The 20,271-nt window shown below is 69.3% G+C and carries 17 protein-coding genes; 7 read left to right on the top strand and 10 right to left on the bottom strand.

Annotated features, from left to right (window positions below; translation table 11 throughout):
* Positions 1-5 precede the first annotated feature (5 nt).
* Positions 6-251 carry a DUF397 domain-containing protein gene (locus tag SSPS47_RS17820; RefSeq protein ID WP_164251961.1) on the top strand — a complete coding sequence of 82 codons (246 nt, stop codon included), beginning with the start codon at positions 6-8 and terminating at the stop codon, positions 249-251.
* Between the two features lie 72 nt (positions 252-323).
* On the opposite strand, the gene SSPS47_RS17815 is transcribed toward SSPS47_RS17820, so the two are convergent.
* From SSPS47_RS17815 to SSPS47_RS17795, 5 genes are all read right to left on the bottom strand, one after another.
* Complete coding sequence (locus SSPS47_RS17815) at positions 324-485, bottom strand: hypothetical protein (RefSeq protein WP_164251960.1); 162 nt, start codon at positions 483-485, stop codon at positions 324-326.
* A gap of 73 nt (positions 486-558) precedes the next feature.
* The gene (locus SSPS47_RS17810; protein WP_164251959.1) at positions 559-3,747 is read right to left on the bottom strand and encodes a type I restriction endonuclease; all 3,189 of its coding nucleotides are present in this window, start codon (positions 3,745-3,747) and stop codon (positions 559-561) included.
* Positions 3,744-4,973, bottom strand: a complete 1,230-nt coding sequence (locus SSPS47_RS17805) for a restriction endonuclease subunit S (protein ID WP_164251958.1) — start codon at positions 4,971-4,973, stop codon at positions 3,744-3,746. The genes SSPS47_RS17810 and SSPS47_RS17805 overlap by 4 nt, the downstream gene beginning before the upstream one ends.
* 71 nt (positions 4,974-5,044) lie before the next feature.
* Positions 5,045-7,057 (bottom strand): class I SAM-dependent DNA methyltransferase, encoded by a 2,013-nt coding sequence (locus SSPS47_RS17800; RefSeq protein ID WP_164251957.1) that lies wholly within the window; start codon positions 7,055-7,057, stop codon positions 5,045-5,047.
* 91 nt (positions 7,058-7,148) lie between these two features.
* Positions 7,149-9,374: an N-6 DNA methylase gene (locus SSPS47_RS17795; protein ID WP_239064951.1), complete on the bottom strand. Its 2,226-nt coding sequence runs from the start codon at positions 9,372-9,374 to the stop codon at positions 7,149-7,151.
* A 170-nt stretch (positions 9,375-9,544) separates the two neighbouring features.
* Here SSPS47_RS17795 and SSPS47_RS17790 point away from each other — a divergent pair, with 170 nt between their 5' ends.
* Positions 9,545-10,777: a DNA sulfur modification protein DndB gene (locus SSPS47_RS17790; protein WP_164251956.1), complete on the top strand. Its 1,233-nt coding sequence runs from the start codon at positions 9,545-9,547 to the stop codon at positions 10,775-10,777.
* Positions 10,778-11,181: 404 nt separating this feature from the next.
* Positions 11,182-11,529 carry a hypothetical protein gene (locus SSPS47_RS17785; RefSeq protein WP_164251955.1) on the top strand — a complete coding sequence of 116 codons (348 nt, stop codon included), beginning with the start codon at positions 11,182-11,184 and terminating at the stop codon, positions 11,527-11,529.
* A gap of 9 nt (positions 11,530-11,538) precedes the next feature.
* Here the strand turns inward: SSPS47_RS17785 and SSPS47_RS17780 are convergent, their stop codons facing one another.
* Together SSPS47_RS17780 and SSPS47_RS17775 are read right to left on the bottom strand one after the other, a co-directional pair.
* Positions 11,539-11,880, bottom strand: coding sequence for a DUF5713 family protein (locus tag SSPS47_RS17780; RefSeq protein ID WP_164251954.1), 342 nt, complete (start codon positions 11,878-11,880; stop codon positions 11,539-11,541).
* A gap of 70 nt (positions 11,881-11,950) precedes the next feature.
* Entirely contained in the window at positions 11,951-13,624 is a 1,674-nt protein-coding gene (locus SSPS47_RS17775) for a hypothetical protein (protein ID WP_164251953.1), read from the bottom strand.
* 116 nt (positions 13,625-13,740) lie between these two features.
* Here SSPS47_RS17775 and SSPS47_RS17770 point away from each other — a divergent pair, with 116 nt between their 5' ends.
* Complete coding sequence (locus tag SSPS47_RS17770) at positions 13,741-14,826, top strand: NAD-dependent epimerase/dehydratase family protein (RefSeq protein ID WP_164251952.1); 1,086 nt, start codon at positions 13,741-13,743, stop codon at positions 14,824-14,826.
* Here SSPS47_RS17770 and SSPS47_RS17765 read toward each other — a convergent pair.
* The 3 genes from SSPS47_RS17765 to SSPS47_RS17755 form a co-directional block, all read right to left on the bottom strand.
* The gene (locus SSPS47_RS17765) at positions 14,785-15,615 is read right to left on the bottom strand and encodes an isocitrate lyase/phosphoenolpyruvate mutase family protein (RefSeq protein ID WP_164251951.1); all 831 of its coding nucleotides are present in this window, start codon (positions 15,613-15,615) and stop codon (positions 14,785-14,787) included. The two genes, SSPS47_RS17770 and SSPS47_RS17765, sit on opposite strands and share 42 nt — an antisense overlap.
* Positions 15,616-15,733: 118 nt before the next feature.
* Positions 15,734-16,840 carry a HAMP domain-containing sensor histidine kinase gene (locus SSPS47_RS17760; RefSeq protein ID WP_164251950.1) on the bottom strand — a complete coding sequence of 369 codons (1,107 nt, stop codon included), beginning with the start codon at positions 16,838-16,840 and terminating at the stop codon, positions 15,734-15,736.
* Positions 16,837-17,808: a response regulator transcription factor gene (locus SSPS47_RS17755; RefSeq protein ID WP_164251949.1), complete on the bottom strand. Its 972-nt coding sequence runs from the start codon at positions 17,806-17,808 to the stop codon at positions 16,837-16,839. The genes SSPS47_RS17760 and SSPS47_RS17755 overlap by 4 nt, the downstream gene beginning before the upstream one ends.
* A 123-nt stretch (positions 17,809-17,931) precedes the next feature.
* On the opposite strand from SSPS47_RS17755, the gene SSPS47_RS17750 reads away from it, so the two are divergent.
* The 3 genes from SSPS47_RS17750 to SSPS47_RS17740 are packed head-to-tail and all read left to right on the top strand — an operon-like array spanning position 17,932 to position 20,146.
* Positions 17,932-18,675 (top strand): glycosyltransferase family 2 protein, encoded by a 744-nt coding sequence (locus SSPS47_RS17750; protein ID WP_164251948.1) that lies wholly within the window; start codon positions 17,932-17,934, stop codon positions 18,673-18,675.
* A complete protein-coding gene (locus tag SSPS47_RS17745; protein ID WP_239064950.1) occupies positions 18,672-19,325 on the top strand; it encodes a DUF2064 domain-containing protein in 654 nt (217 codons plus the stop codon). The genes SSPS47_RS17750 and SSPS47_RS17745 overlap by 4 nt, the downstream gene beginning before the upstream one ends.
* Complete coding sequence (locus SSPS47_RS17740) at positions 19,322-20,146, top strand: methyltransferase domain-containing protein (protein WP_239064949.1); 825 nt, start codon at positions 19,322-19,324, stop codon at positions 20,144-20,146. The genes SSPS47_RS17745 and SSPS47_RS17740 overlap by 4 nt, the downstream gene beginning before the upstream one ends.
* Positions 20,147-20,271: the final 125 nt, after the last annotated feature.

The following is a 20,271-nucleotide window of genomic DNA, read 5'->3' as shown; positions in this document are numbered from 1 at the left end:
GCCGGATGAACGTGCCAAGCGTGCCCAAGTTGACTTGGATCAAGAGCAGTCACAGCACAGGCGACGGCGGCGAATGCGTCGAAATCGCCTGGCGAAAGAGCAGCTACAGCAGTGGCGAAGGCGGCGAGTGCGTCGAGGTCGGCGCCGCCCCCACCCACGTACACATCCGCGACTCGAAGAAGCCGACCGGCCCCGTGCTGACCGTAGGACCCGAGGCATGGGCCGGGTTCGTCGGGCTAGTCGTCAACTGACCCCGCTCGCAGACCGGGAGAGTCCCGCCACGCGCCGCACGGACGCAACGCGGGACCCTCTCCTGCACAAGTTCACACCCTGTGCGTGTGAAGGAGGGCAGCCATCTCGGCGAGCGAGATCGCCTCATCCACTCCTTCGGCTTCCGCTTCGTCGGCAAGGCGGTTGAGCCAGGACTCCTCGGCCTGCTCCGCCAGGTCACGCAAGCTCTGATGCTCGTCGATGCCGATCTCCACGTCTCTCTGCTTGCTGCCCCGCCACGCGCCGTACGAGCGCAGCCGCGGGCCCTCCTGTACGCCCCGTACCGGACTACGCCGCGTCCACGCCCTCTTCGCGGCGGATCATCCGCCAGGCCGCCCGGCGGGCGCTGCGGTCCAGGCTGGACTTGAAGCCCTTGTCCGGGCCGAAGTACTGACGCCCCATGCCGGCAACACTGTCGATGTGGTCCGCCATCTTGTCGGCGAAGACCTTGTCGAAGACCTTGCCGAAGTTCTCCTCGTCGTTGACGACCGCAGCTGCCCGGACCTTGCCGTCCTCCTTGGCCTCCTCGAAGGGCTGCCGGACATCCTCTTCGGTGAAGTCCGTGCCGAACTTGGCGTTGAACTTGTCGATCAGTTCGGACAGCAGCGACTTCTCGACCTCCGACGCGCCGCCCTTGCCCTCGCCGAAGCCCTTCAGCTCGGCCGGGCCCTCGGCGGTGAGCGACTTGTCGTGCTCACCGGTCTTCTCCACCCGCAGGTGACTGAGGTCGATCTCGCCTATGTCCACGCCGCCGTCGGCGCGCCGCGGAAGCCGGTTGAGGAGGTGGCGGCCGTAGAGGTGGAGCCGTTCCAGCTCGGGGTCCCGGTAGGGCACGATCTGCGCGAGGAAGCCGTACATGCGTACGTAGTCGTTGAGGGCCGAGCGGAAGTCCTCTGCCGTCTCCACGTCGTCTTCGTCCTCGCTCTCAAGGAGCGGGGTGAATCGGGCGACGGCCGGGGAGAGCAACCGGTACAGCTCCGCGTGCGCTTTCTCCCACTTCGCCTGCGAGCCGGCCGCCTTCTCGTCCGCGTCGAAGTAGGCGGCGGCGAACTCGTCCATCTCCGGCTCGGAGATGATCGGCGCCGACATGACGCGGCCCTGCGCCGTGTAAAGGAGATTCGGCTCGGTGGGCAGGGCCTGCGCCTCCTCGAAGTACGGGCGGAAGGCGTCCTGGATGTCGTCGGCGTCGTTGGTGAAGTCCAGGACCGCGAGGTCGGCCTGGCTCTTGCGCTCGGCGGTGCGGTTGAGGCGGGAGAGCGTCTGTACGGCGGAGATGCCGGTGAGCTTCTTGTTGACGTACATGGTCGTCAGGAGCGGCTGGTCGAAGCCCGTCTGGTACTTGTCGGCGACGACGAGGATCTTGTACTCCTGCTGTCCCCGTCCACCCGCGGCCACGGCCTTGTCGTCGGCGCGAACGTACGAGAACGCTTTCGGCAGCCCGCTCTCGGAGATCCCGCCGTTCTCCTTCACCTCGGTGGTCTCGGCGCCGTCGATGGTGAGAGAACCGGAGATCGCGACGAGGACGCCGAGGTCCGGGTACTTGGTGTCGTACTCCCGGTCCTTGATGTAGCTCTTGATCGCGCGCGCCATCTCCACGGCGGACTGCCGGGAGCCCGTGACGACCATGGACTTGGCACGACCGCCGAGCCGGCCGCGCGAGTGCGTGACGAAGTGCTCGACGATCACCTGGGCGTGCTGCGAGACGGTGTACTCGTGGGTGAGCGCGTACCGGGCGAGCAGGCCGTTGGCCTTGGAGGGGTCGACCTCGCGCTCGTCCGGGTTCTTGTTCACCAGCTTCCAGTACGTGTTGTACGTGACGTAGTTGCGCAGCGGATCGAGGATGAAGCCTTCCTCGATGGCCTGGCGCATGGAGTACGTGTGAAAGGGGCGGTAGACCGCCTTGCCGTTCACGGTGTGCTCTGTGCCGAAGAGTTCGAGGGTCTTGGCCTTCGGGGTGGCGGTGAACGCGAAGTAGGAGAGGTTGGCCGCGCGAGAGCGTTCGAGGGCCTTCCGCTTCAGCTTCTTCTCAGTGGAAACGGCGACGGATGTCGCGCCGTCGTCGTCGGAGTCGGCGTCCAGACCGAGTTCGCGGAGCGCGGCACGTACGTCGGTGGCCGCGTCACCCGACTGCGAGGAGTGCGCCTCGTCCAGGACGATCGCGAAGTTCACGCCCTTGATCTCGGTCGGATTGCGTTTGATGTAGTGGATGAGCGCGGGGAACGAGTGCAGGGTGACGGTGACGATCTTGCCCGTGTCGCGGGAGAGGGCACGGGCGAGCTGCTCGCTCTTCGCGCCGTGCTTCTCGTCGACCTTCACGACGAGGCCTTCGGTCTGGGAGAAACTACCGACGGTCTCGCGGAGTTGGGCGTCCAGGTTGCGGCGGTCGGTAATGACGATGACCTTGTCGAAGACGGGCACGCCGGGCGTGATCCGTCCGGCTGTCACGGCCTCCGGGTCAAGCTTGCGCGGGTCGGTGTCGGCGTGCAGATCGCTGAGGCGGTGGGCGAGCCAACCGATGGTGTTGGACTTGCCGGAGCCGGCGGAGGCCATGATCAGGTAGTTCTGACCTGGGCCGTGGGCGGCGGCGTGGGCGGTCAGCTTCTTGACCGCGTCCCACTGCTGGAAGCGCGGGAAGATCGTCTTCTTCGTCGTGCCGCCGCCGGGCGTCTTTGTCTTCTGCTGGTGCGCGAACCGTTGCAGCAGATCAAGCCAGTTGTCGGGCGCCCAGACCTGCTCCCAGAGGTAGGAGGTTGCGTACGTGCCAGGGGTACTCGGGTCGGGGTTACCGGCGCCGCCGGGCTGGCCGGCGCCGTTGGAACCGGTATTGAAGGGCAGGAATCGCGTCTTCGCACCGCGGAGTTGGGTCGTCACGAAGACGAGGTCCGGGTCTATGGCGAAGTTCGCGATGACGCGGCGGGTGAAGATCAGCTCGGTGGGGTCGCGCTCGGTGCGGTACTGCTCCTTGGCCATCTCGACACCCTGGCGGGTGAGCGGGTTCTTCAACTCGGCTGTGGCGACGGGGATTCCGTTGAGGAACAGGGCGAGGTCGAGCTCGTTGCCCTGGTCGGCCTGCTTGGCCGCGTAACGGAGTTCACGTACGACGGTGAGGCGGTTGGCGCGGTAGCCGTTCAGGACGGAGTCGTCAGGTAAGAGGTTCGGCTTGAAGTACGCGACGCGGAACCGAACGCCGCGGTCCTTGAGGCCGTTACGGAGGACGTTGAGCAGCCCGTCTTCGCCGATGGCCCTGTCGAGGCGCTGGGCGAAGCCGCGTTGGGCCTCGTTGTAGCTGCCGCCGTAGACGGAGAGGAGTTCTTTCCACTCGTCGGGCTGCGTCTCCTCGATGAACGCGAACAGTTCGTCGGTGTCCAGCCCGAGTTCGGCCTGGTACGCCTGGGGCCTAGCCTCGCGCCAGCCGCGCTCGATCATGGCGGCGACTATGGCGTTGCCGAACGCGGCCTCGTCGTGTGCGGGGCTCATGGCTGGACTCCGTCCGTTACGTTGCGTCCGCTGGCGGTGGATACGTCGAACTGGCCGGTTACGGCGGCGGTGATGAGGGCTTGGCGCCGTTCGACGAGGAGGGCGAGTTGTCTGCGAAAGGCTGCGATCAAATTCTCCTGGCGAAGAGCTGCCGCATCGAGTTGTGCCACCAGACGATCTTGAACTTCTCGACTGGGAAAGGGAAATCTATGAGCCCGTAGCTGCTCTCCTGTCAGATGAGAGATGGTTGTTGTGTTGCCCTCCACCGCGAAAACATTCTGCGCCGTCGCTGCGCGCAAGCAGTAGAAGAGCCATCGAGGCGAACTGTATCCCCGTGGCCGCACTCGATGCAGCGCCTTCTGGTAATAGATCTCGCTTACGCGTCCGTCCCAGATGGCGGCCCTTCCAGGTTCACCACCCTCGCAAACCAATAGATCACCCGAGCGTACGGCGTATCGGCGATGCTCTTCGGGAGGAAAGTTCATCAGCAGTAGGTCATCAGTTGTAATGCGATCCCACTGCACATTCGTATTCCTGAGGTACGGCAATAGGTCGGAACCCCGAACATTCTCCTGGTTTAGCATCTTCCCCAAGAGCACTTCGAATTGAAATCCGACAGGCATGATCGCCCATCCAGTTGGGATGCTGCCGAGCCAGGCAAGTCCACTTTCACTCCGGGCCGACTCTTCGGATCCACGAATGGCATCAAAAATCAGCCCGTCGGAACGTTCCTCAAGCAATGAAATTTGACCTTGTCGCACCTTAATCAAACGATCAATTCGAGAAGTCTCGACGTCGAGAAAGTCGGCAATTCGACGCTGCGACTCCAGTGGGGGGAGTTTCACCAGGAGTGTCTGTAGCCACTCGTTGTCGATCTCAACTTGGTTGGGACGAACACCCCGCGAGAGTGATGAATACTCGGCCGCGTATGGAGCAGAACGAAGGAGCCAATTCAGGAATCGATTATCTTCGCTATGGTTGGGACGAAAACAAATATAGTGACCAGAAACAATTCCTCTATAGGGGGAGATGCCAACGGAACCCTGCCAGGCTTTCATTCGATTGATCGCGAGCCAGCCGGGGTGGATCAATTGGTAGATCTTTCGATCCAATGCCGCCTTATTGAAGTTATCCTCTCGACCTTGACGCTTCACAACGCCATGGTCGCGGTACACGCTGAGCAATTCCTCACAAGGATGCCCGACATCCTTCACCCGTTCGAACATCGACCATAGAGGAGCCGTTCGCCACTTGGATGGCCACGAGACCGGAGATCCGGGAGACAGCCGATTCCAACTCATTCTGTGACCTCCCCGAGCAGCATCTGAATTTCCGCCTCAAGCACCTTCAACTCTGCGTCAATCTCCTTCAACGGCCGCGGCGGCTTGTACACATAAAAATGCCGCGTGAACGGAATCTCGTACCCCACCCTCGTCTTCAGGTGATCGATCCATGCATCCGCCACATGCGGATGCACTTTCCGCTTCCGGTACTCCTCGACGTCCTCCCCCAACGGCACGTTTTCGAAGTGCCTCAAGTCTGCATCTGGCTCCGCCTGGCCCTTGACCTTCTGGACCTCGCCCTCCGGGTCCCGCACCCCAATCGCGTCCCGCAGCGCCTTGTTGAACGGCGCTCCCGTCGGCCACGTCGTGCCGGCCGCGACCGCCGCGTCCTTCAGGGCGACCCATGCCTCGGACTTCGTCGCCCACGACCGCACGTCCATCGACTCGAACGCGTCAAAGAGAACCGACGCGTTCGGAAGCTTCTGGATGACCTTGGACGCCTTCAGCGCCGCCAGCGTCTCCTCCGTCACCTCGAACCGCAGCTTCAACGGCCGCTCCACCGTAATCCGTTGGTAGCCGAACGCCGAGTTGTCGAAGACCTTTACCTTGCCGTGCAGCGGGTGGTCCGCGTTCGCCGCGACCGACACCGCGTCGCCGTACAGGCGCGTGATGTCGCCGATGTGGTCCGGGCTGCCACCCTCCCCGTCACCCAGCATCTTGCGCTTGTCGCCCAGCGACTTCCGCATCTTCTGCCACTGGTCCCGCGCGTCCAGCAGCACCACCTTGCCCTTGTGTTCCGCGTTCTTTCGGTTCGTCAGGATCCAGAAGTACGTGGAGATCCCAGTGTTGTAGAAGAGCTGGTCCGGCAGTGCGACGATCGCCTCAAGCCAGTCGTTCTCCAGAATCCAGCGCCGGATCTCCGACTCGCCCGAGCCCGCCGCGCCCGTGAACAGTGGGGAGCCGTTGAAGACGATCGCGATGCGCGACCCGCCCTTACCGTTGACGTCCACCGGCTTCATCATCGAGATCATGTGCTGGAGGAAGAGCAGCGACCCGTCGTTGATACGCGGCAGCCCAGCACCGAAACGGCCGGCGTCGCCAAGGTTCTCGTGCTCGTACTCGACCTCGCTCCTGACCTTCTTCCACTCCACGCCGAACGGCGGGTTCGCAAGCAGGTAGTCGAACTTCGCGCCCTTCTCCTGGCCAGGATTGGAGAAGGAGTTACCGAACGCGATGTTCTCCGGGTCCTGGCCCTTGATCATGAGGTCGGAACGGCAGATCGCCCACGACTCCGGGTTGAGCTCCTGCCCGTACACCTCCACCGTGGCGTCGGGGTTGTGCGCCGTGATGTGGTCCTCGGCAGCACTGAGCATGCCGCCCGTACCGCACGCCGGGTCCATGACCGTGCGGACGACGCCCGGCACGCTCAGCGCGTCCCCGTCGGGCGCGATCAGCAGGTTGACCATGAGCTTGATGACTTCACGGGGCGTGAAGTGCTCGCCCGCGGTCTCGTTGGACTGTTCCGCGAAACGCCGGATCAGTTCTTCGAAGATGTAGCCCATGTTGTGGTTCGGCACGACTTCTGGACGCAGGTCCAGGTCGGTGAACTTGCCGATGACCTTGTAGAGCAGGTCCGCGTTGGCGAGCCGCTTGACCTGCTGGGCGAACTCGTACTGCTCCAGTACCTCACGGGCGTTGTCGGAGAAGGAACCGACGTACAGCTGGAGGTTCGCCGCCATGCCGTGCGGGTCGCCCGCGATGGTCTTCAACGTCAGCGCGCTCTTGTTGTAGAAGGAGTGCCCCGATGCGCGGCGCAGGAAGTGATCGGCGTCGATCTCCTCGTCCTTGTACTTGGCCACCGTCTCGGCGACCTTCTCGCGCGTCGGTTCAAGAACGCACTCCAGGCGGCGCAGCACCGTGAACGGCAGGATGACCTTGCCGTAGTCCGACTGCTTGTAGTCGCCGCGCAGGAGATCGGCTACGGACCAGGCGTGGTTCGCGAGTTCCGTGTGCTTGCTGCTGTTCAAAGGATTTCCCCGGTTTCCTTCCACTACGTACCGCCCATCACGGGACGGATGGGCCTCAAGTGTGGTCGATCGGCTGAGCCAACGGCTGGTTTCAGGCAGATTCGGAGACCGACTCTCCGTCAGGGGGTCGCGGCAGCAGAGCGCCCGTCGTCAGTCCCGCGCTCACCGCGCCCGCCGCCTCCATCGCCAGGTCGGCGACCCGCACAGCGCCCACCCGAAGTTCATGAACACGGCGGAACGCCTCGCCGTAACGCCGCTGCTCTTCGAGCGGCAGCAGCGGAACGCGCAACCGGCCCGGGTTGACGTGCACGACTGTGGTACCGGTCGAGGCCGCCGCGATGTTGTCCTCGGTACCGACGAATCCGGCGAGGAACCATGGATCCAGCCGGGCCGGGTCGGGCCGCAGCAGATGGAGACGCGGGCCCAGCAGGGCGCCCGCGTCCGTGCCGTCGGCGACGCGGGTCATCGGGCGCCGGACGCCGGTGGGGGCGTCACCGCGCAGGATGACGTCTCCCTCGGCCACGGTCTGCGTGGCCTCGGCGCCGAGCCGTTCGGCAGGTCCCGAGGGCGGGCGCCCGGCCGAAACGTCGTCGGTGGTCAGTACGGGCGCACCCGCGCCCGCACGCTCCGGCGTCCCCTCTCGTACGGAATCCTGCGAGACCGGCAGCACGGCCGCCCCCCGCAGCAAGGTCAAAGCACCGCCCCGCGCGAGGTCCGCCACCGTAGCCGTACGCCACGCACCGGCCGATGCATCGGGCGACGGCTGCCACTTCCCGTGGACAGTGGCGGCGGCGAGAGCGGCCAGCTGCTCGTTCAACTGGCTGTGCAGGTCCGCTACACGCCGGGCCAGTGTCTCGGGGTCGATGTCCGTGGCCGTCACTCGCACGTGGCGGGCCGGCGTGAGGTCGACGACGTCTCCGAGAAGGTCGATGACACGTACGGCTCGGGCCACACCCGGCTCGTCCGTGAACGCGTCCGGGTCGGCCGAGAACGCCGTCCACTGGTCAAGGACGCGGGCTGTCAGGGCCGACCAGTTGACCAGCTCCTTGCGGACACCACCGCCCGATGCGTTCTCCCGTTCCCTCTCACCACTGACGAACAGCACCGACTGCCGCTCCGTGCCGCCCGGTTCGGGTCGTCGCAGTACCCAGATGTGCAGCCCGATGTGGAGGGGCGGCGCCACGCCCGCCGGTAGGGAGACGACGGCGCGCAGCGCGCCACTTCGTACGAGTTCTGCCCGGACACGACGCGCCGAGGGCCTTGAGGCGAGGGCGGGCGGGAGCAGCAGGACCGCGAGGCCGCCGGACGCGACGTGCGCCAACGCGTGCTGTACCCAAGCCAGTTCGGATTCCGAGCGAGGCGGCGGCCCGTATGCCCACCTCGGGTCGTACGCGAGTTCCTCGTGGCCCCAGTCCCGGTCGCCGAAGGGGGGATTGCACAGGACGGCGTCCACCGTGAGGTCGGAGAACGCGTCGGCGCGCAGGCTGTCGCCCACGCTGACCGTGGCTGCGCCCGCCCAGCCACCCACCGGATCGGAAGCCCTGATGGGATCAGTTGCCGGTGGGGTTTCCAGCAGCAGATGTACGGCCGCGCGCTGTGCCTGTACGGCAACGACATCCTGGCCGTACAGCTCGTACGCTCCCCGGCGGGCCGCCGCCGCGAGCAGCGTGCCGCTGCCGCAGGCAGGGTCGAAGACCGAGCCGGCGTCGACCGGCAGGAGGCTCGCCATCAGCGTGGCCAGTTCTCCCGGCGTCTCGTAGGTGCCGGTGGCCGCGCTCTCGTCCAGCGCGCGCTCGGCCAGGACATCGAGAGCGGCCTGCGGTCCGGCCCCGTGTACGCACCGCAGGAGTGCACGGACCACTCCCGCGTCCTTGGCGCCGTACCGAACGCGTTCAACCACGGGGACCGCTTCGCGAAGACGGTCGGCGTCGGCGGCGGCGAGGGCGATCAGCTCGTCGTCGGGTGCGGCGGCGAGCTCGGCCAGTTCCTCGGGGGTGCGGCGCGAAGCGGCGGCCACCGAGGCCATCAGGCGTACGGCAAGGCCGGAGCCACCATGCAGGCGCAGGACCGTGCGCAACTCCTCCGCAGGGGAGGCGGTGGAGGTGTGACCGCGGTTCTCCAGCCAGTCCTGCACAGTCCGCAGGTCGTACAGCGGGCTGCTCTCCGTGCCCCCGACCGGCACGGGGAAATTTTCGTGCCGGCGGCGCCAGTTGCTGACCGTGGCGCGCGTGACCCCCGCGATACGGGAGATCTCGGCGGCCGTCACCTGCGGCGAAGACGAAGGCTGCGAGTGCTGCGTGGACGACGGCTGGCGCATGGCGTGGTGTCCTGGCCTCTCAGAAGTGAACTGTTAACAACTTACACCAGCAACAATCACCGTCAACTAGTTTGACAGCGCTTTCACTTACTTGTTTACTCATACTTGCTTACCGAAGCAAGCGGCCGACGAAGTAACCCGTCGGATCACCACCCCATCAAGGAGCAGCCATGCGCCTCACCATGCCCACCACCGTCATCGAGGGGACCCGGATCACCGTCATGCCGTTCCGCGAGAACGCGGTCATCGGGACGATCTCTCTCCCCGCGCTTCTCCAGATCGTCCCTTCTCCCCGCCGCGAAGAGGACCAGAAATTACTGAAGACCGCCTCCGGCCAGGTCCGCCAGCACGCCGAAATGCGTGCCCAGGTCCAGCGCACACTGAAGTCGACGGGTAAGGGCAGGAACGCCACGTCGTACGCCGAGTACATCGCCGCAGGCATCAACGGCGAATGGGCTGACGCCTGGTCGCTGCCGCCGATGACCCTCTGGCATGCCGACGACATCGCCGCGATCAGCGACGAACTGGTGTCCGGCACCGGGCTGCGAACCGTCACCATCGCACCGGGCGCGACTGTCGTCGCGGTCGACGGCGAGACCCAACTGACCGCGTGGCACGACCTGTTCGACCACCCGGAGAAGTTCGGGCTCACCTACGAGCAGCTCGTGGCCGTGCGCATCCCGTTCGAGATGTACGTGGGCCTGTCCGCGGCCGATGCCCGGCAGATCTTCCACGACCGCAACGTCCTCGGGATCGAAGTCTCCAAGAACCTTTCGATGTCCATGGATCAGCGCGACCTGGCCACTCAACTCGCCCACCGCGTGGCCGAAGCCGTCAAGGTCGAGATCGACGGCAAGAGCGTGCCGTTCAGCAAACTCGTCAACGCCACCAAGCGCCAGGTCGGCAAGACGGACGCCGAGGTCGTGACGCTCTCCGCGCTGCGAGCGCTCGTCATCACCACGGTGTACGGCCGCTCCGGACTGAACCTCTCGGCGGAGACCATCCACGAGGACGACCTGCCCGCGGGGACCAACGGAGAACTCGTCGAACGCACAGTCGTCGCACTCCTGACGGGTCTCATCGCCGATCACACCAACGCCTTCACTTCTCGCAGCGCCATCACGGCTCCTGCCGTGATCGCCGGAGTCGGCGTCGCTGCGCACCACGCCACCCCGTGGGCCGACTCCCTCAATCGCACGAGCGCCGATGACCTGCATCGGCTGCTGTCCGGCGTCCGCTGGGAGCGGGAGGCGGCGTACTGGGACGGCATCGCCGCAAAGACGGGCACCACCGGGCGCCTCAACTTCAGCGGTGGGGTCAAAGACTCGGGCGGGCGCGTGGCCGACGCGATCCTCTACCCGGCCACGGAGTCGGGCCGGAAGATCCGCGGCCTTCAGGCGTAGCTGATTGGGAAGGCGGGGACGCCGCGCCGTGACAATCACAACCATCCAGCGCGCGTTCCCGCCTGAAGCCGCCTCCGACGACAGCCGTGACCACCTGCTATTCGGGGTTCCGCGGGTGCGAGGGCGACCCGTCGTAGCTCCCCCAACCGATATGAAAAAGTGCTCGGGCACACCCAACGGGTGACCGGGCTTGGCCGCCCGGTCGGACCGAGCCCGTCGGGACCGCACCACTCGGGGGATTCCATGCGCGCCAGGACACCACTCCGTGCCTCGCCACAGCTCTGCTCCTCGCCGGCGGCGTGACCGGCTGCTCCGGTGGCGGGGAGGACCCGCGACTGGCCGTCGGGACCAGCGTGACACGGGAGTTGGAGGGTGGGGGCAAGGCTGTCCACACGCTCAGGAGCGTGATCGATCCGGCCGAGATGAAGCCCGGGGAACTGGGGCCGCTCCTTGAGGGAGGGTCCTGGGCCGCGCTGGAACTGAGCTTTGAGAATGTGGGAGAGAAGGACATCGAGGAGCGGCCCCTCCACCGGGCGGCTGTCGGGCCGCGCGAGGGCGAGAAGCCGTTGGGCACGACCGCCACCGACTTCGAACCCGTTCAGGGACCCGCACTGCCCCAGGTGGTACGGCTCAAGCCCGGCGAGAGCGTCGAAGGGTTCCTCGTCATGGAGGTGGGGCGGCCGGGTCCGGTTTTCGGCACGGTCACTTACTCCCCGGGCCGCAGTGGAGACATCGTCTGGCAGGTCGACTGACGGGCCCGGTCACCAATCACGCTCGGCCACCACCTCCTCCAGATCCGCGTCCGCGAACCCGTAGGCCGACGCCACGAACGCGAAGTCCCCGGCTATCTCGTCACGCGCCACGGTCTCGATCTCGCTCCCCGCCGCCCAGAACTCCTCCTGCAGCCGGTTGAACTCCTCGGTGGCGACCGCGGTCAGCGCGTACAGCGCCGCCAGATCGGCCGGCCGCTCCGCCTCGATGCGCTCGCAGAGCCGCAGGAGGATGACCCGCCCCTTGTCGAGGAGCCGATCCGGGAAGTACTCGTCCGGGTACAACCCCCGCAGAAACTCACGCCCGGCGACCTGCTGGTTCGTGACCGGCATGGTGATCCCCATCCCCTTCGAAAAGCCGATGCGCCGATCCTGCACCACGGGTCTGACAACGCCGGGCCGCTCAGGTCGAGCAGCAGGTGTCCGAAGGGCCCGGCGTGTTCAGGCGGCAGAAGCAGGAGGCGTTGATCGGGACGTCCGCGAGCGCGGTCGCGACCGTGAGCTGGTGGGACACGATCTCGGCCTCGCCCGTCCTGCCGAGCCGTACCAGGCACTCGTGGAATCCGTGCAGCGCCCATACGTTCCCGGGGTGCCGGGAGGGTCTGGGGAGTGTGTCGTCGAGGCCGAGGTCCGCGCGGTAGACGGCTTCGGCCTCCGCGACGCGGCCCTGTTCGAGCAGCAGGGCCCCGTACGCGTGGCGGGTCGGCTGCATCCAGCCCCAGGGCTCGTCGAAGGGGAGGCTGTCGTCGAGCGCGATCGAGCGTTCCAGCGAGGCGAACGCCAGGTCGTACTCGCCCTCGCGGTAGTGCAGTTCGCCGTCGAGCATCGCCGACGCGACGGCGAGGATGTCCCGGCAGGTGTTGTTGAACAGCATCCGGCTCTCGGGCACCCGCTCGACGGCGAGGTGGAAGGCCGTGCGCTCGGTCTCGGCCTCGGGGATCCGTCCGGTCGCCGAGTACGCCACTCCCCAGGCGTAGCGGATCATCGCGGTGGTGACGCGGTACAGATCGGCGTCGGCCGGCAGCGGCAGGGCGAGGATGTCGGCCCACCGGCCGAACCGGATGAGCACATGCACCCGCATGGCCAGGAAGCCTTCGAGCCAGTCCGCCATGGGCGGACTCTGCACGCGCAGCAGCTCCTCGGGGATGGAGGCTTCGAGCTGTGCCGCGGTCTCCAGGGCCGTCCGGGACTGTCCCAGGAACATCGCGCCGTAGATCTTGAAGTGGTAGTTGTGCGAGCGGTAGAGGGTGTAGAAGTTCATCGCGCCGGCCCGCCGCCGGTACCGCTCGTCGGCCCTGATGGCCTCGCTGTTGGCCGATACGACGCGCCGGTAGTCACCGCACAGGACGTCGAGGTGTGACGGCATGTGGTGCAGGTGTCCCGCGTCGGGCATGGACCCGCGCAGCCGGTCGGCGGCCACCAGCGCGTCCTCCGGTGTCGGGGACATCTCCATCAGATGGATGTACAGGTGCAGGGCGCCGGGGTGGTCGGCCCCCGCCCCGCTCAGCAGCGCCCGGTCGAGGACCGCCTTGGCCTCCGGCGTACGGGCGCCGGCGGCGGGCTCGCCCGTACGCAGATCCCACAGCCGCCAGGGAGTGAGGTTCATCAGCGCGTCGGCGTAGAGCGTGGCGATGTCGGGGTCGTCGGGCGCGAGTTCGTAGACGCCGCGCATGGCCTCGGCGTAGGGCAGGTTCCAGACCGAGCAGTCCGCCGGGGCCTGTGATCGCGGGTAGCGGGCGAGGAGCGCCTCGATGAGGGCGCGTTCGAGGTCGGTCGCGCCGGCCGAGGAGGCGCGGGCCCGTTCGACGGCGGCATGGGTCCTGCGGACGGTCCGCTCCAGGTCGAGCGGGTCGAACGATTCCCAGGGCTTGTTGTAGTTGGGCCCCAGCGCGTACGCGATGCCCCAGTGCGCCATGGCGCAGCCGGGATCGGCACCCGCCGCTTCCTCGAAGCAGCGGACGGCCTCCTCGTGGTTGAACGCGTACGTCCACGCCAGCCCGCGGTCGAACCAGCGCTGCGCGTCGGCCGAACGCGTCGACACGGGCCGGGTGAGAGTCCCGAGGTCGAAGTACTCCATCAACATCTCCTTCGAAGGGTGCTGCCGCTCGACTGACGCGCGCGTGATCTTACGGTCCCGTGACATGCCGTGGCGGGTACCGACCACTGCGTGATCGCGCGCCTAGCGTGGGCCCCATGCGTGTACTTGTCACCGGCGGAGCCGGGTTCATCGGATCGGAGGTCGTCGGCGCCCTCGTGTCGCGCGGCCATGAGGCCGTCGTGTTCGACGCGTTGCTGCCCTCCGCGCACGGCGGGGCCCCACCGCGGCCGACGCGGGAGGGGGAGCGGCTGGTCGTCGGGGACGTGCGGGACCGGGAGGCCGTGGCGGGGGCGCTCGCCGGGGTGGAGGCCGTCTGTCACCAGGCCGCGATGGTCGGGCTCGGCAAGGACTTCGCCGACGCGCCCGCGTACGTGGGGTGCAACGACCTCGGCACGGCGGTGCTTCTCGCCGCCATGGCCGACGCGGGTGTGCCGGCGCTGGTGCTCGCCGGGTCGATGGTCGTCTACGGCGAGGGGCGCTACGACTGCCCGCGCCACGGCGTGGTCCGGCCGGGACCACGCGCGGCCGCCGATCTGGACGCCGGGCGGTTCGAGCCCAACTGCCCCGACTGCGGCTCGCCGTTGGTGCCGGGGCTGGTGGCGGAGGACGCGCCCGTCGATCCCCGCAACGTGTACGCCACGACCAAGCTCACGCAGGAGCACCTGGCCTCGTCATGGGCGCGGGCCACGGGCGGGCGGGCGGTGTCCCTTCGGTACCACAACGTCTACGGGCCCGGCATGCCCCGCGACACCCCCTACGCGGGGGTCGCCTCCTTCTTCCGCTCCGCGCTGGCGCGCGGCGAGGCGCCCCGCGTCTACGAGGACGGCGGTCAGCGGCGGGACTTCGTGCACGTACGGGACGTGGCCGCCGCCAACGTGGCCGCCCTCGACGCGGTGTGCGCGGGCGGGCCGTCCGGCTTCGCCGCGTACAACACCGGCAGCGGCGAGCCGCACACCATCGGCGAGATGGCCGCCGCGCTGGCCTCGGCGCACGGCGGGCCCGCGCCCGTCGTCACCGGCGAGTACCGGCTCGGGGACGTACGCCATGTCACCGCAGATTCGCGGGCGTTGCGCGAGGAGTTGGGCTGGAAGCCGGAGGTGGGCTTCGCCGACGGCATGGCGGAGTTCGCGACCGCGCCGCTACGCGAGCCGGGACGCGTAGTCGACGAGCCGCGCCTGTAGCTGCGGATACGGCGTCGCCTCGGGTAGGGCGCCGCCACCACCCCGTACCGTGTCCGCCACCCGCACGGCGGCGTGCAGCGCGGCGCGGTACGGCAGGGACCCCGTGCTCACGCGGCGGACGCCCAGCCCCGCGAGTTCGGTGAGCGAGAGGGCGGGGACGGCGAGGACGTTGAGGGGGACGGTGACGGCCGCGGCCAGTTCGCGCAGTACGCCGGGCTCCGTGACGCCGGGGACGAACACGCCGTCCGCGCCCGCCTCGATGTAACGCGCGGCGCGTTCGAGCGTCGAGTCGACGGTGGCGTCCTGGCCGAGCCAGTACGTGTCGACGCGGGCGTTGACGAACACCTCCGGGCAGCGCCGCTTCACCGCCGCGACCTTCGCGGCGTGCGCGGCCGGGTCGATCAGCGTCTCGGCGGTGCTGTCCTCGATGTTGACGCCCGCGACGTCCGCGACGTCGGCACCGGCGGCGGCGAGCGTGGAGACGTACGCGGCGACCTCGTCCGGGTCGTCGGAGTAGCCGTCCTCGATGTCCACGCTGACGTGCACCGGCAGCGGCGCCAGGGCCCTGGCCAGCGCGACGTTCGCGTCACGCGTCGACCGGCCGCCGTCCGGACGGCCGAGCCCGGAGGCGACACCGAAGCTCGTCGTGCCGACGGCCTCGAACCCGGCGTCGACGAAGGCGAGGGCCGAGGGGACGTCCCAGGCGTTGGGGAGGACCAAGGGCGCGGTGCGGTGGTGCAGTTCGTGGAAGCCGAGGGCCGGGCGAGAAGGTGAACCGGGGGGAGTCATGGACGAACCGTACGGAGCGCTCGCCGCAGGGCGCGGTGACCGGGGGCGCCGGGCGTGTCCGGGCGGCGGGGCGCGCCCGGCCGTGACGCGCTCCCCGCTCCGTATGGCGCGGCTCGGATCAGGCGGCGGGGAGCGTCACCTCGAAGCAGCAGCCTCCCGCCACGTTGCGGACCGCCGCCCGGCCCGCGTGGGCCTCCACGATGCCTCGTACGATCGCGAGTCCGAGGCCCGCGCCGGCCGGGGGTGTGCGGGCGTCGCTGCCGCGCCAGCCCGTGTCGAAGACGCGCGGCAGGTCCTCCTCCGGTATTCCGCCGCAGCCGTCGGTCACCGAGAGCACCACCCCGCCCTGACCGTGCCGCGCGGCGACCGCGACCGTGCCGTCGGCCGGGGTCCGGCGGATGGCGTTGATCAGCAGATTGCCGAGGACCCGGCTCATCTCCTTGCTGTCGACCTCCACCGGTACGGCGTCGATCCGGTCGCCCACGAGCCGTACGCCCAGCTCGCGCGCCAGCGGATCGGCGCCGGCCAGGGCGTCGCCGACCAGGTCGTACACCGAGATACGGGTGGGGGTCAGGGTGAGCGATCCCGCGTGGATCCGGGAGAGTTCGAAGAGATCGCCGACCATGTCGTTCATGCGCTCGACCTCGGTACGTATCTGCCGCAGATAGCGCGGGGAGTCGGCGGCCATGCCGTCCTCCAGCGCCTCCGACATGGCGCGCAGCCCGGCGAGGGGCGTGCGCAGATCGTGCGAGATCCACGCGACGAGTTCGCGCCGCGAGGTCTCCAGCGCGCGTTCACGCTCACGCGAGCTGTCGAGCTTGGCACTCGTGGCCGCCAGCTCGCGTGTCAGCGCGTCCAGTTCGGCGGTCGCGGGCTCGACGGGCGCGGCGAAGACCCCGCCGTCGCCGAACGACCTGGCGGCCAGGGTCAGATCCCTGCTGCGGGCGACCATCCATCTGCCGAGGAGGACGGCGGTGACGAGCGAGACGACGGCGGCCATCGCGACGACCGTGGTGACGACGCTCAGATCGTGCGGTGACAGGAACATCGCCCAGGCGACGGCGAGCGTCCCGGCGAGCATCGCGGTCACGGCGACGGCGGCGACGACGGTCACGGACACCACGAGCGACCGGCGCCGGAACAGGCGCAGCGTGAGGGCCCCGAGGAGGCCCGCGGCCGCGGCGCCGAGAAACGCGATGAGAGCGATGAGGAGCATGTCCTTCATGGCCGGGCGGACCTCCGGGAGCCGGGTGACGGGTCCGAGCCGGGTGACGGGTCCGGTGACCGGGGCGGCGTGTCCGGTGACCGGGGCGGCGTGTCCGGCGAGGACGCCGAGGCGCCGGCCGGGATGTCCGGGACGCCTTCCGCGCCGGGTGCGGGCCGGGTGTCCTGCGGCGGACGCCCGGCGCCCGCACCCGCGCTCCCGCCCGCAGCCATGTCCTCCGGCTCCGCCAAGCGGTAACCGACCCCCCACACCGTCTGGATCAACCGCGGCCGCGCCGGGTCGTGTTCGATCTTGGCGCGCAGGCGGCGGACATGGACCGTGACCGTCGACAGGTCTCCGAAGTCCCAGCCCCAGACCTCGCTCATCAGCTCCTCGCGCGAGAACGCCCGCCCCGGGTGCCGCAGGAAGAAGGCCAGCAGGTCGAACTCCCGGAGGGTGAGCGCCAGTTCGGCGCCCTCGCGGGTGGCGCGCCGCGCCGCGGGGTCCAGGGAGAGGGCCGCCGTACGCAGCACGCCCGCCGCCGGCGACGTACCGGGCACGGGCACCGGCAGCCGCGCCCGGCGCAGCACCGACCCGACGCGCAGCACCAACTCCCGCGGGCTGAAGGGCTTGGTGACGTAGTCGTCCGCGCCCGTCTCCAGCCCCAGTACGCGGTCCTCCTCGTCCCCGCGCGCCGTCAGCATGATCACCGGTACCGGGCCGCCCTGTTCGCGCATCCGGCGGCAGACCTCGAAGCCGTCCATGCCGGGCAGCATCAGGTCGAGCACGACCAAGTCGGGCCGTCTGCGGGCGAATCGCGCGAGCGCGGACGGGCCGTCGGCGGCGCGTGCGACGTCGTGACCGGCCCGGTCGAGGTAGCCGGCGACGACCTCGGCGACGGTCGGATCGTCGTCGACGACGAGGACATGGGCGGGTGCCTGCCCGTTCGCGCCGTGGCCGGCGTCGCCGCCGATGGGATTGCTCTGCATACGTCCACCTTCGCACCGCGCCCCGCGCGAGAGACCGCCCGAGCGCCCGGATCGGCCGAACGTCCGTGTTTCGTAAGGTCCAGAAGTCCGTTATGCGGCCTTACGATCCGTAGGGTGAGCGCCGTGACCAACCTCTCTGATCTTACCGCCGATGTTGTTCTGCCCTGCCTCGACGAGGCGGCCGCGCTGCCATGGGTGCTGGAACACATCCCCGTCGGCTGGCGCGCGATCGTCGTCGACAACGGCTCCACGGACGGCTCGGCGGACGTCGCACGCTCGTTCGGCGCCACCGTCGTCCACGAGCCGCGACGGGGGTTCGGTGCGGCCTGCCACGCGGGCCTCCTCGCGTCCGACGCCGAGTACGTCTGCTTCTGCGACTGCGACGCCTCCCTCGACCCCGGTCTCCTCACCGGCTTCGTACGCCAAGTCGCCCTCGGAGAGACCGACTTGATGCTGGGCCGCCGTCGCCCGCAGGGCCGCGGTACCTGGCCCGCGCACGCCCGCGCCGGGAATCTCGCCCTCTCCCGGATGCTGCGCCGCCGCACCGGCGTGACGCTGCGCGACCTCGGCCCGCTGCGTGCCGCGCGCCGCGCGGACCTGCTGGCGCTGGGCATCACCGACCAGCGCAGTGGCTACCCGCTGGAGATGGTGGTGCGCGCGGCCGACGCCGGACTGAGGGTCAACGAGGCCGACGTGCCCTACCGACCGCGTACGGGCAGGTCCAAGGTCACCGGCACCTGGCGGGGCACCTGGCACGCGGTACGCGACATGCGCGCCGTGCTGAGCCGGCCCCCCGCGCAGTCCCTACGGCGCACGAGCACCGCGCCGAACACCGTCCCGAACGCTCCCGCGGAGGCCGCCAAGTGACCTCCCCCACCACCACCCTGCTCGTCATCGCCAAGGAACCCCTCCCCGGCCGCGTCAAGACGCGCCTCACCCCGCCCTTCCCCCCCGCCGACGCCGCCCGCCTCGCCGAGGCCGCGCTCGCCGACACCCTGCGGACCGTCCGCGCCCTCCCCGCCCGGCGCCGTGTCCTGGTCCTCGAAGGACGCCCGGGACCCTGGCTGCCACCCGGCATCGACGTGGTGCCGCAGTGCGCGGGCGGGCTCGACGAGCGGCTGGCCGCCGCCTTCGAAAGCTGTAAGGGGCCGACGCTCCTCGTCGGCATGGACACCCCGCAGATCACCCCCGACCTGCTGGCCCCCGCGCTCGGTCCGGCCGGCTGGGACGGCTGCGACGCCTGGTTCGGACCCGCCGACGACGGCGGCTTCTGGGCGCTGGGCCTCGCCGCCCCCGAGTCCGCCCCGCCGGACCTCATTCGCGGGGTGCCCATGTCCGCACCCGACACCGGCGCCGTCCAGCGCCGCCGTCTCGTCCGCGCCGGGTTCACCGTGCGCGATCTGCCGCCGCTGCGCGACGTGGACTCGGCGGCCGACGCCGAGTACGTCGCATCGGCGGCCCCGGACGGGCAGTTCGCCGCCACCCTGCGCCGGCTCACCCCGGTGGGCGCCCGGTGAGCACCACGGACACCGGCACCGACGCCCCGGCGACCGGCACAGCGGACACCGGCACCGAGGCCGCCGCCTGGAGCACCGACCCGTACGCCGACGCCCTCCGGGCCGGCCGCGGCCCGCTCTTCCTGCGCCGTACGGACGGCTGGCTGCTGCCCCTGGACGTCGAGCGCTGGTGCGCCCGCGCCGACGCCGCCGACCTCTCGGCCCTGCACCGCTGCGAGGGCGCCGTCCTGGACATCGGCTGCGGCCCCGGCCGCCTCGTCGCCGCGCTCGCGGCGCGCGGGCGGCAGGCGCTCGGCGTCGATGTCAGCGAGGCTGCCGTCGAACGCACGCTGCGGCTCGGCGGCACCGCCCTGCACCGCTCCGTCTTCGACCCCCTTCCCGGCGAGGGACGTTGGGGCACCGTCCTGCTCGTGGACGGCAACATCGGTATCGGCGGGGACCCGGCAGGACTGCTCCGCCGGGCCGCCGGACTGCTGAGGCACGGCGGGCTGATCATCGCCGAGACCGCGCCCGTGGACATCGACGAGCGGGTGCGCGTACGGGTGGACGACGGGCGCCACCCCCCGGCGGACGGAGCCCGCGCCACGGGCTCGCACTTCCCGTGGGCCCGGCTCGGCACCCCGGCGCTGCTCCGGTACGGCCGGGCCATCGGCTGGCAGCCCGTCGATCAGTGGGAGGCGGCGGGCCGCCCCTTCGTCGCCCTGCGCCGCAGTACCGCGCGCGTCACCAGACAGAGCGCCGAGCACACGAACAGCGCGGCCGTGACCAGCAGCCAGCGCGCCAGGAACCCGTCGGGCGACAGGGCGGCGTACGGCTCGTAGCGCCTCACCCGCCCCGTGATCATCGGGAACCACACCAGCAGGAGCAGCCCCGACAGGAAGGCCGGTACACGTACGTAGTTGACGAGCCGGCGCCGTGGTCCCAGCGCGGCGGTCACCGTCCGGTC

Origin of the sequence: Streptomyces sp. S4.7 (assembly GCF_010384365.1) — a bacterium.
In the GTDB taxonomy this organism is placed as follows: Bacteria; Actinomycetota; Actinomycetes; order Streptomycetales; family Streptomycetaceae; genus Streptomyces.
The sequence above is the reverse complement of the archived record's forward strand: the minus strand, read 5'-3'. Positions and strand labels throughout refer to the sequence as shown.

What these genes read in the sequence shown, in the direction of transcription:
- SSPS47_RS17810 (WP_164251959.1), bottom strand. Translation starts at nt 3,747, where the DNA reads ATGAGCCCCGCACACGACGAGGCCGCGTTCGGCAACGCCATAGTCGCC.
- SSPS47_RS17770 (WP_164251952.1), top strand. Translation starts at nt 13,741, where the DNA reads ATGCGTGTACTTGTCACCGGCGGAGCCGGGTTCATCGGATCGGAGGTC.
- SSPS47_RS17765 (WP_164251951.1), bottom strand. Translation starts at nt 15,615, where the DNA reads ATGACTCCCCCCGGTTCACCTTCTCGCCCGGCCCTCGGCTTCCACGAA.
- SSPS47_RS17755 (WP_164251949.1), bottom strand. Translation starts at nt 17,808, where the DNA reads ATGCAGAGCAATCCCATCGGCGGCGACGCCGGCCACGGCGCGAACGGG.
- SSPS47_RS17790 (WP_164251956.1), top strand. Translation starts at nt 9,545, where the DNA reads ATGCGCCTCACCATGCCCACCACCGTCATCGAGGGGACCCGGATCACC.
- SSPS47_RS17820 (WP_164251961.1), top strand. Translation starts at nt 6, where the DNA reads ATGAACGTGCCAAGCGTGCCCAAGTTGACTTGGATCAAGAGCAGTCAC.
- SSPS47_RS17780 (WP_164251954.1), bottom strand. Translation starts at nt 11,880, where the DNA reads ATGCCGGTCACGAACCAGCAGGTCGCCGGGCGTGAGTTTCTGCGGGGG.
- SSPS47_RS17805 (WP_164251958.1), bottom strand. Translation starts at nt 4,973, where the DNA reads ATGTTCGAACGGGTGAAGGATGTCGGGCATCCTTGTGAGGAATTGCTC.
- SSPS47_RS17760 (WP_164251950.1), bottom strand. Translation starts at nt 16,840, where the DNA reads ATGAAGGACATGCTCCTCATCGCTCTCATCGCGTTTCTCGGCGCCGCG.
- SSPS47_RS17795 (WP_239064951.1), bottom strand. Translation starts at nt 9,374, where the DNA reads ATGCGCCAGCCGTCGTCCACGCAGCACTCGCAGCCTTCGTCTTCGCCG.
- SSPS47_RS17775 (WP_164251953.1), bottom strand. Translation starts at nt 13,624, where the DNA reads ATGGAGTACTTCGACCTCGGGACTCTCACCCGGCCCGTGTCGACGCGT.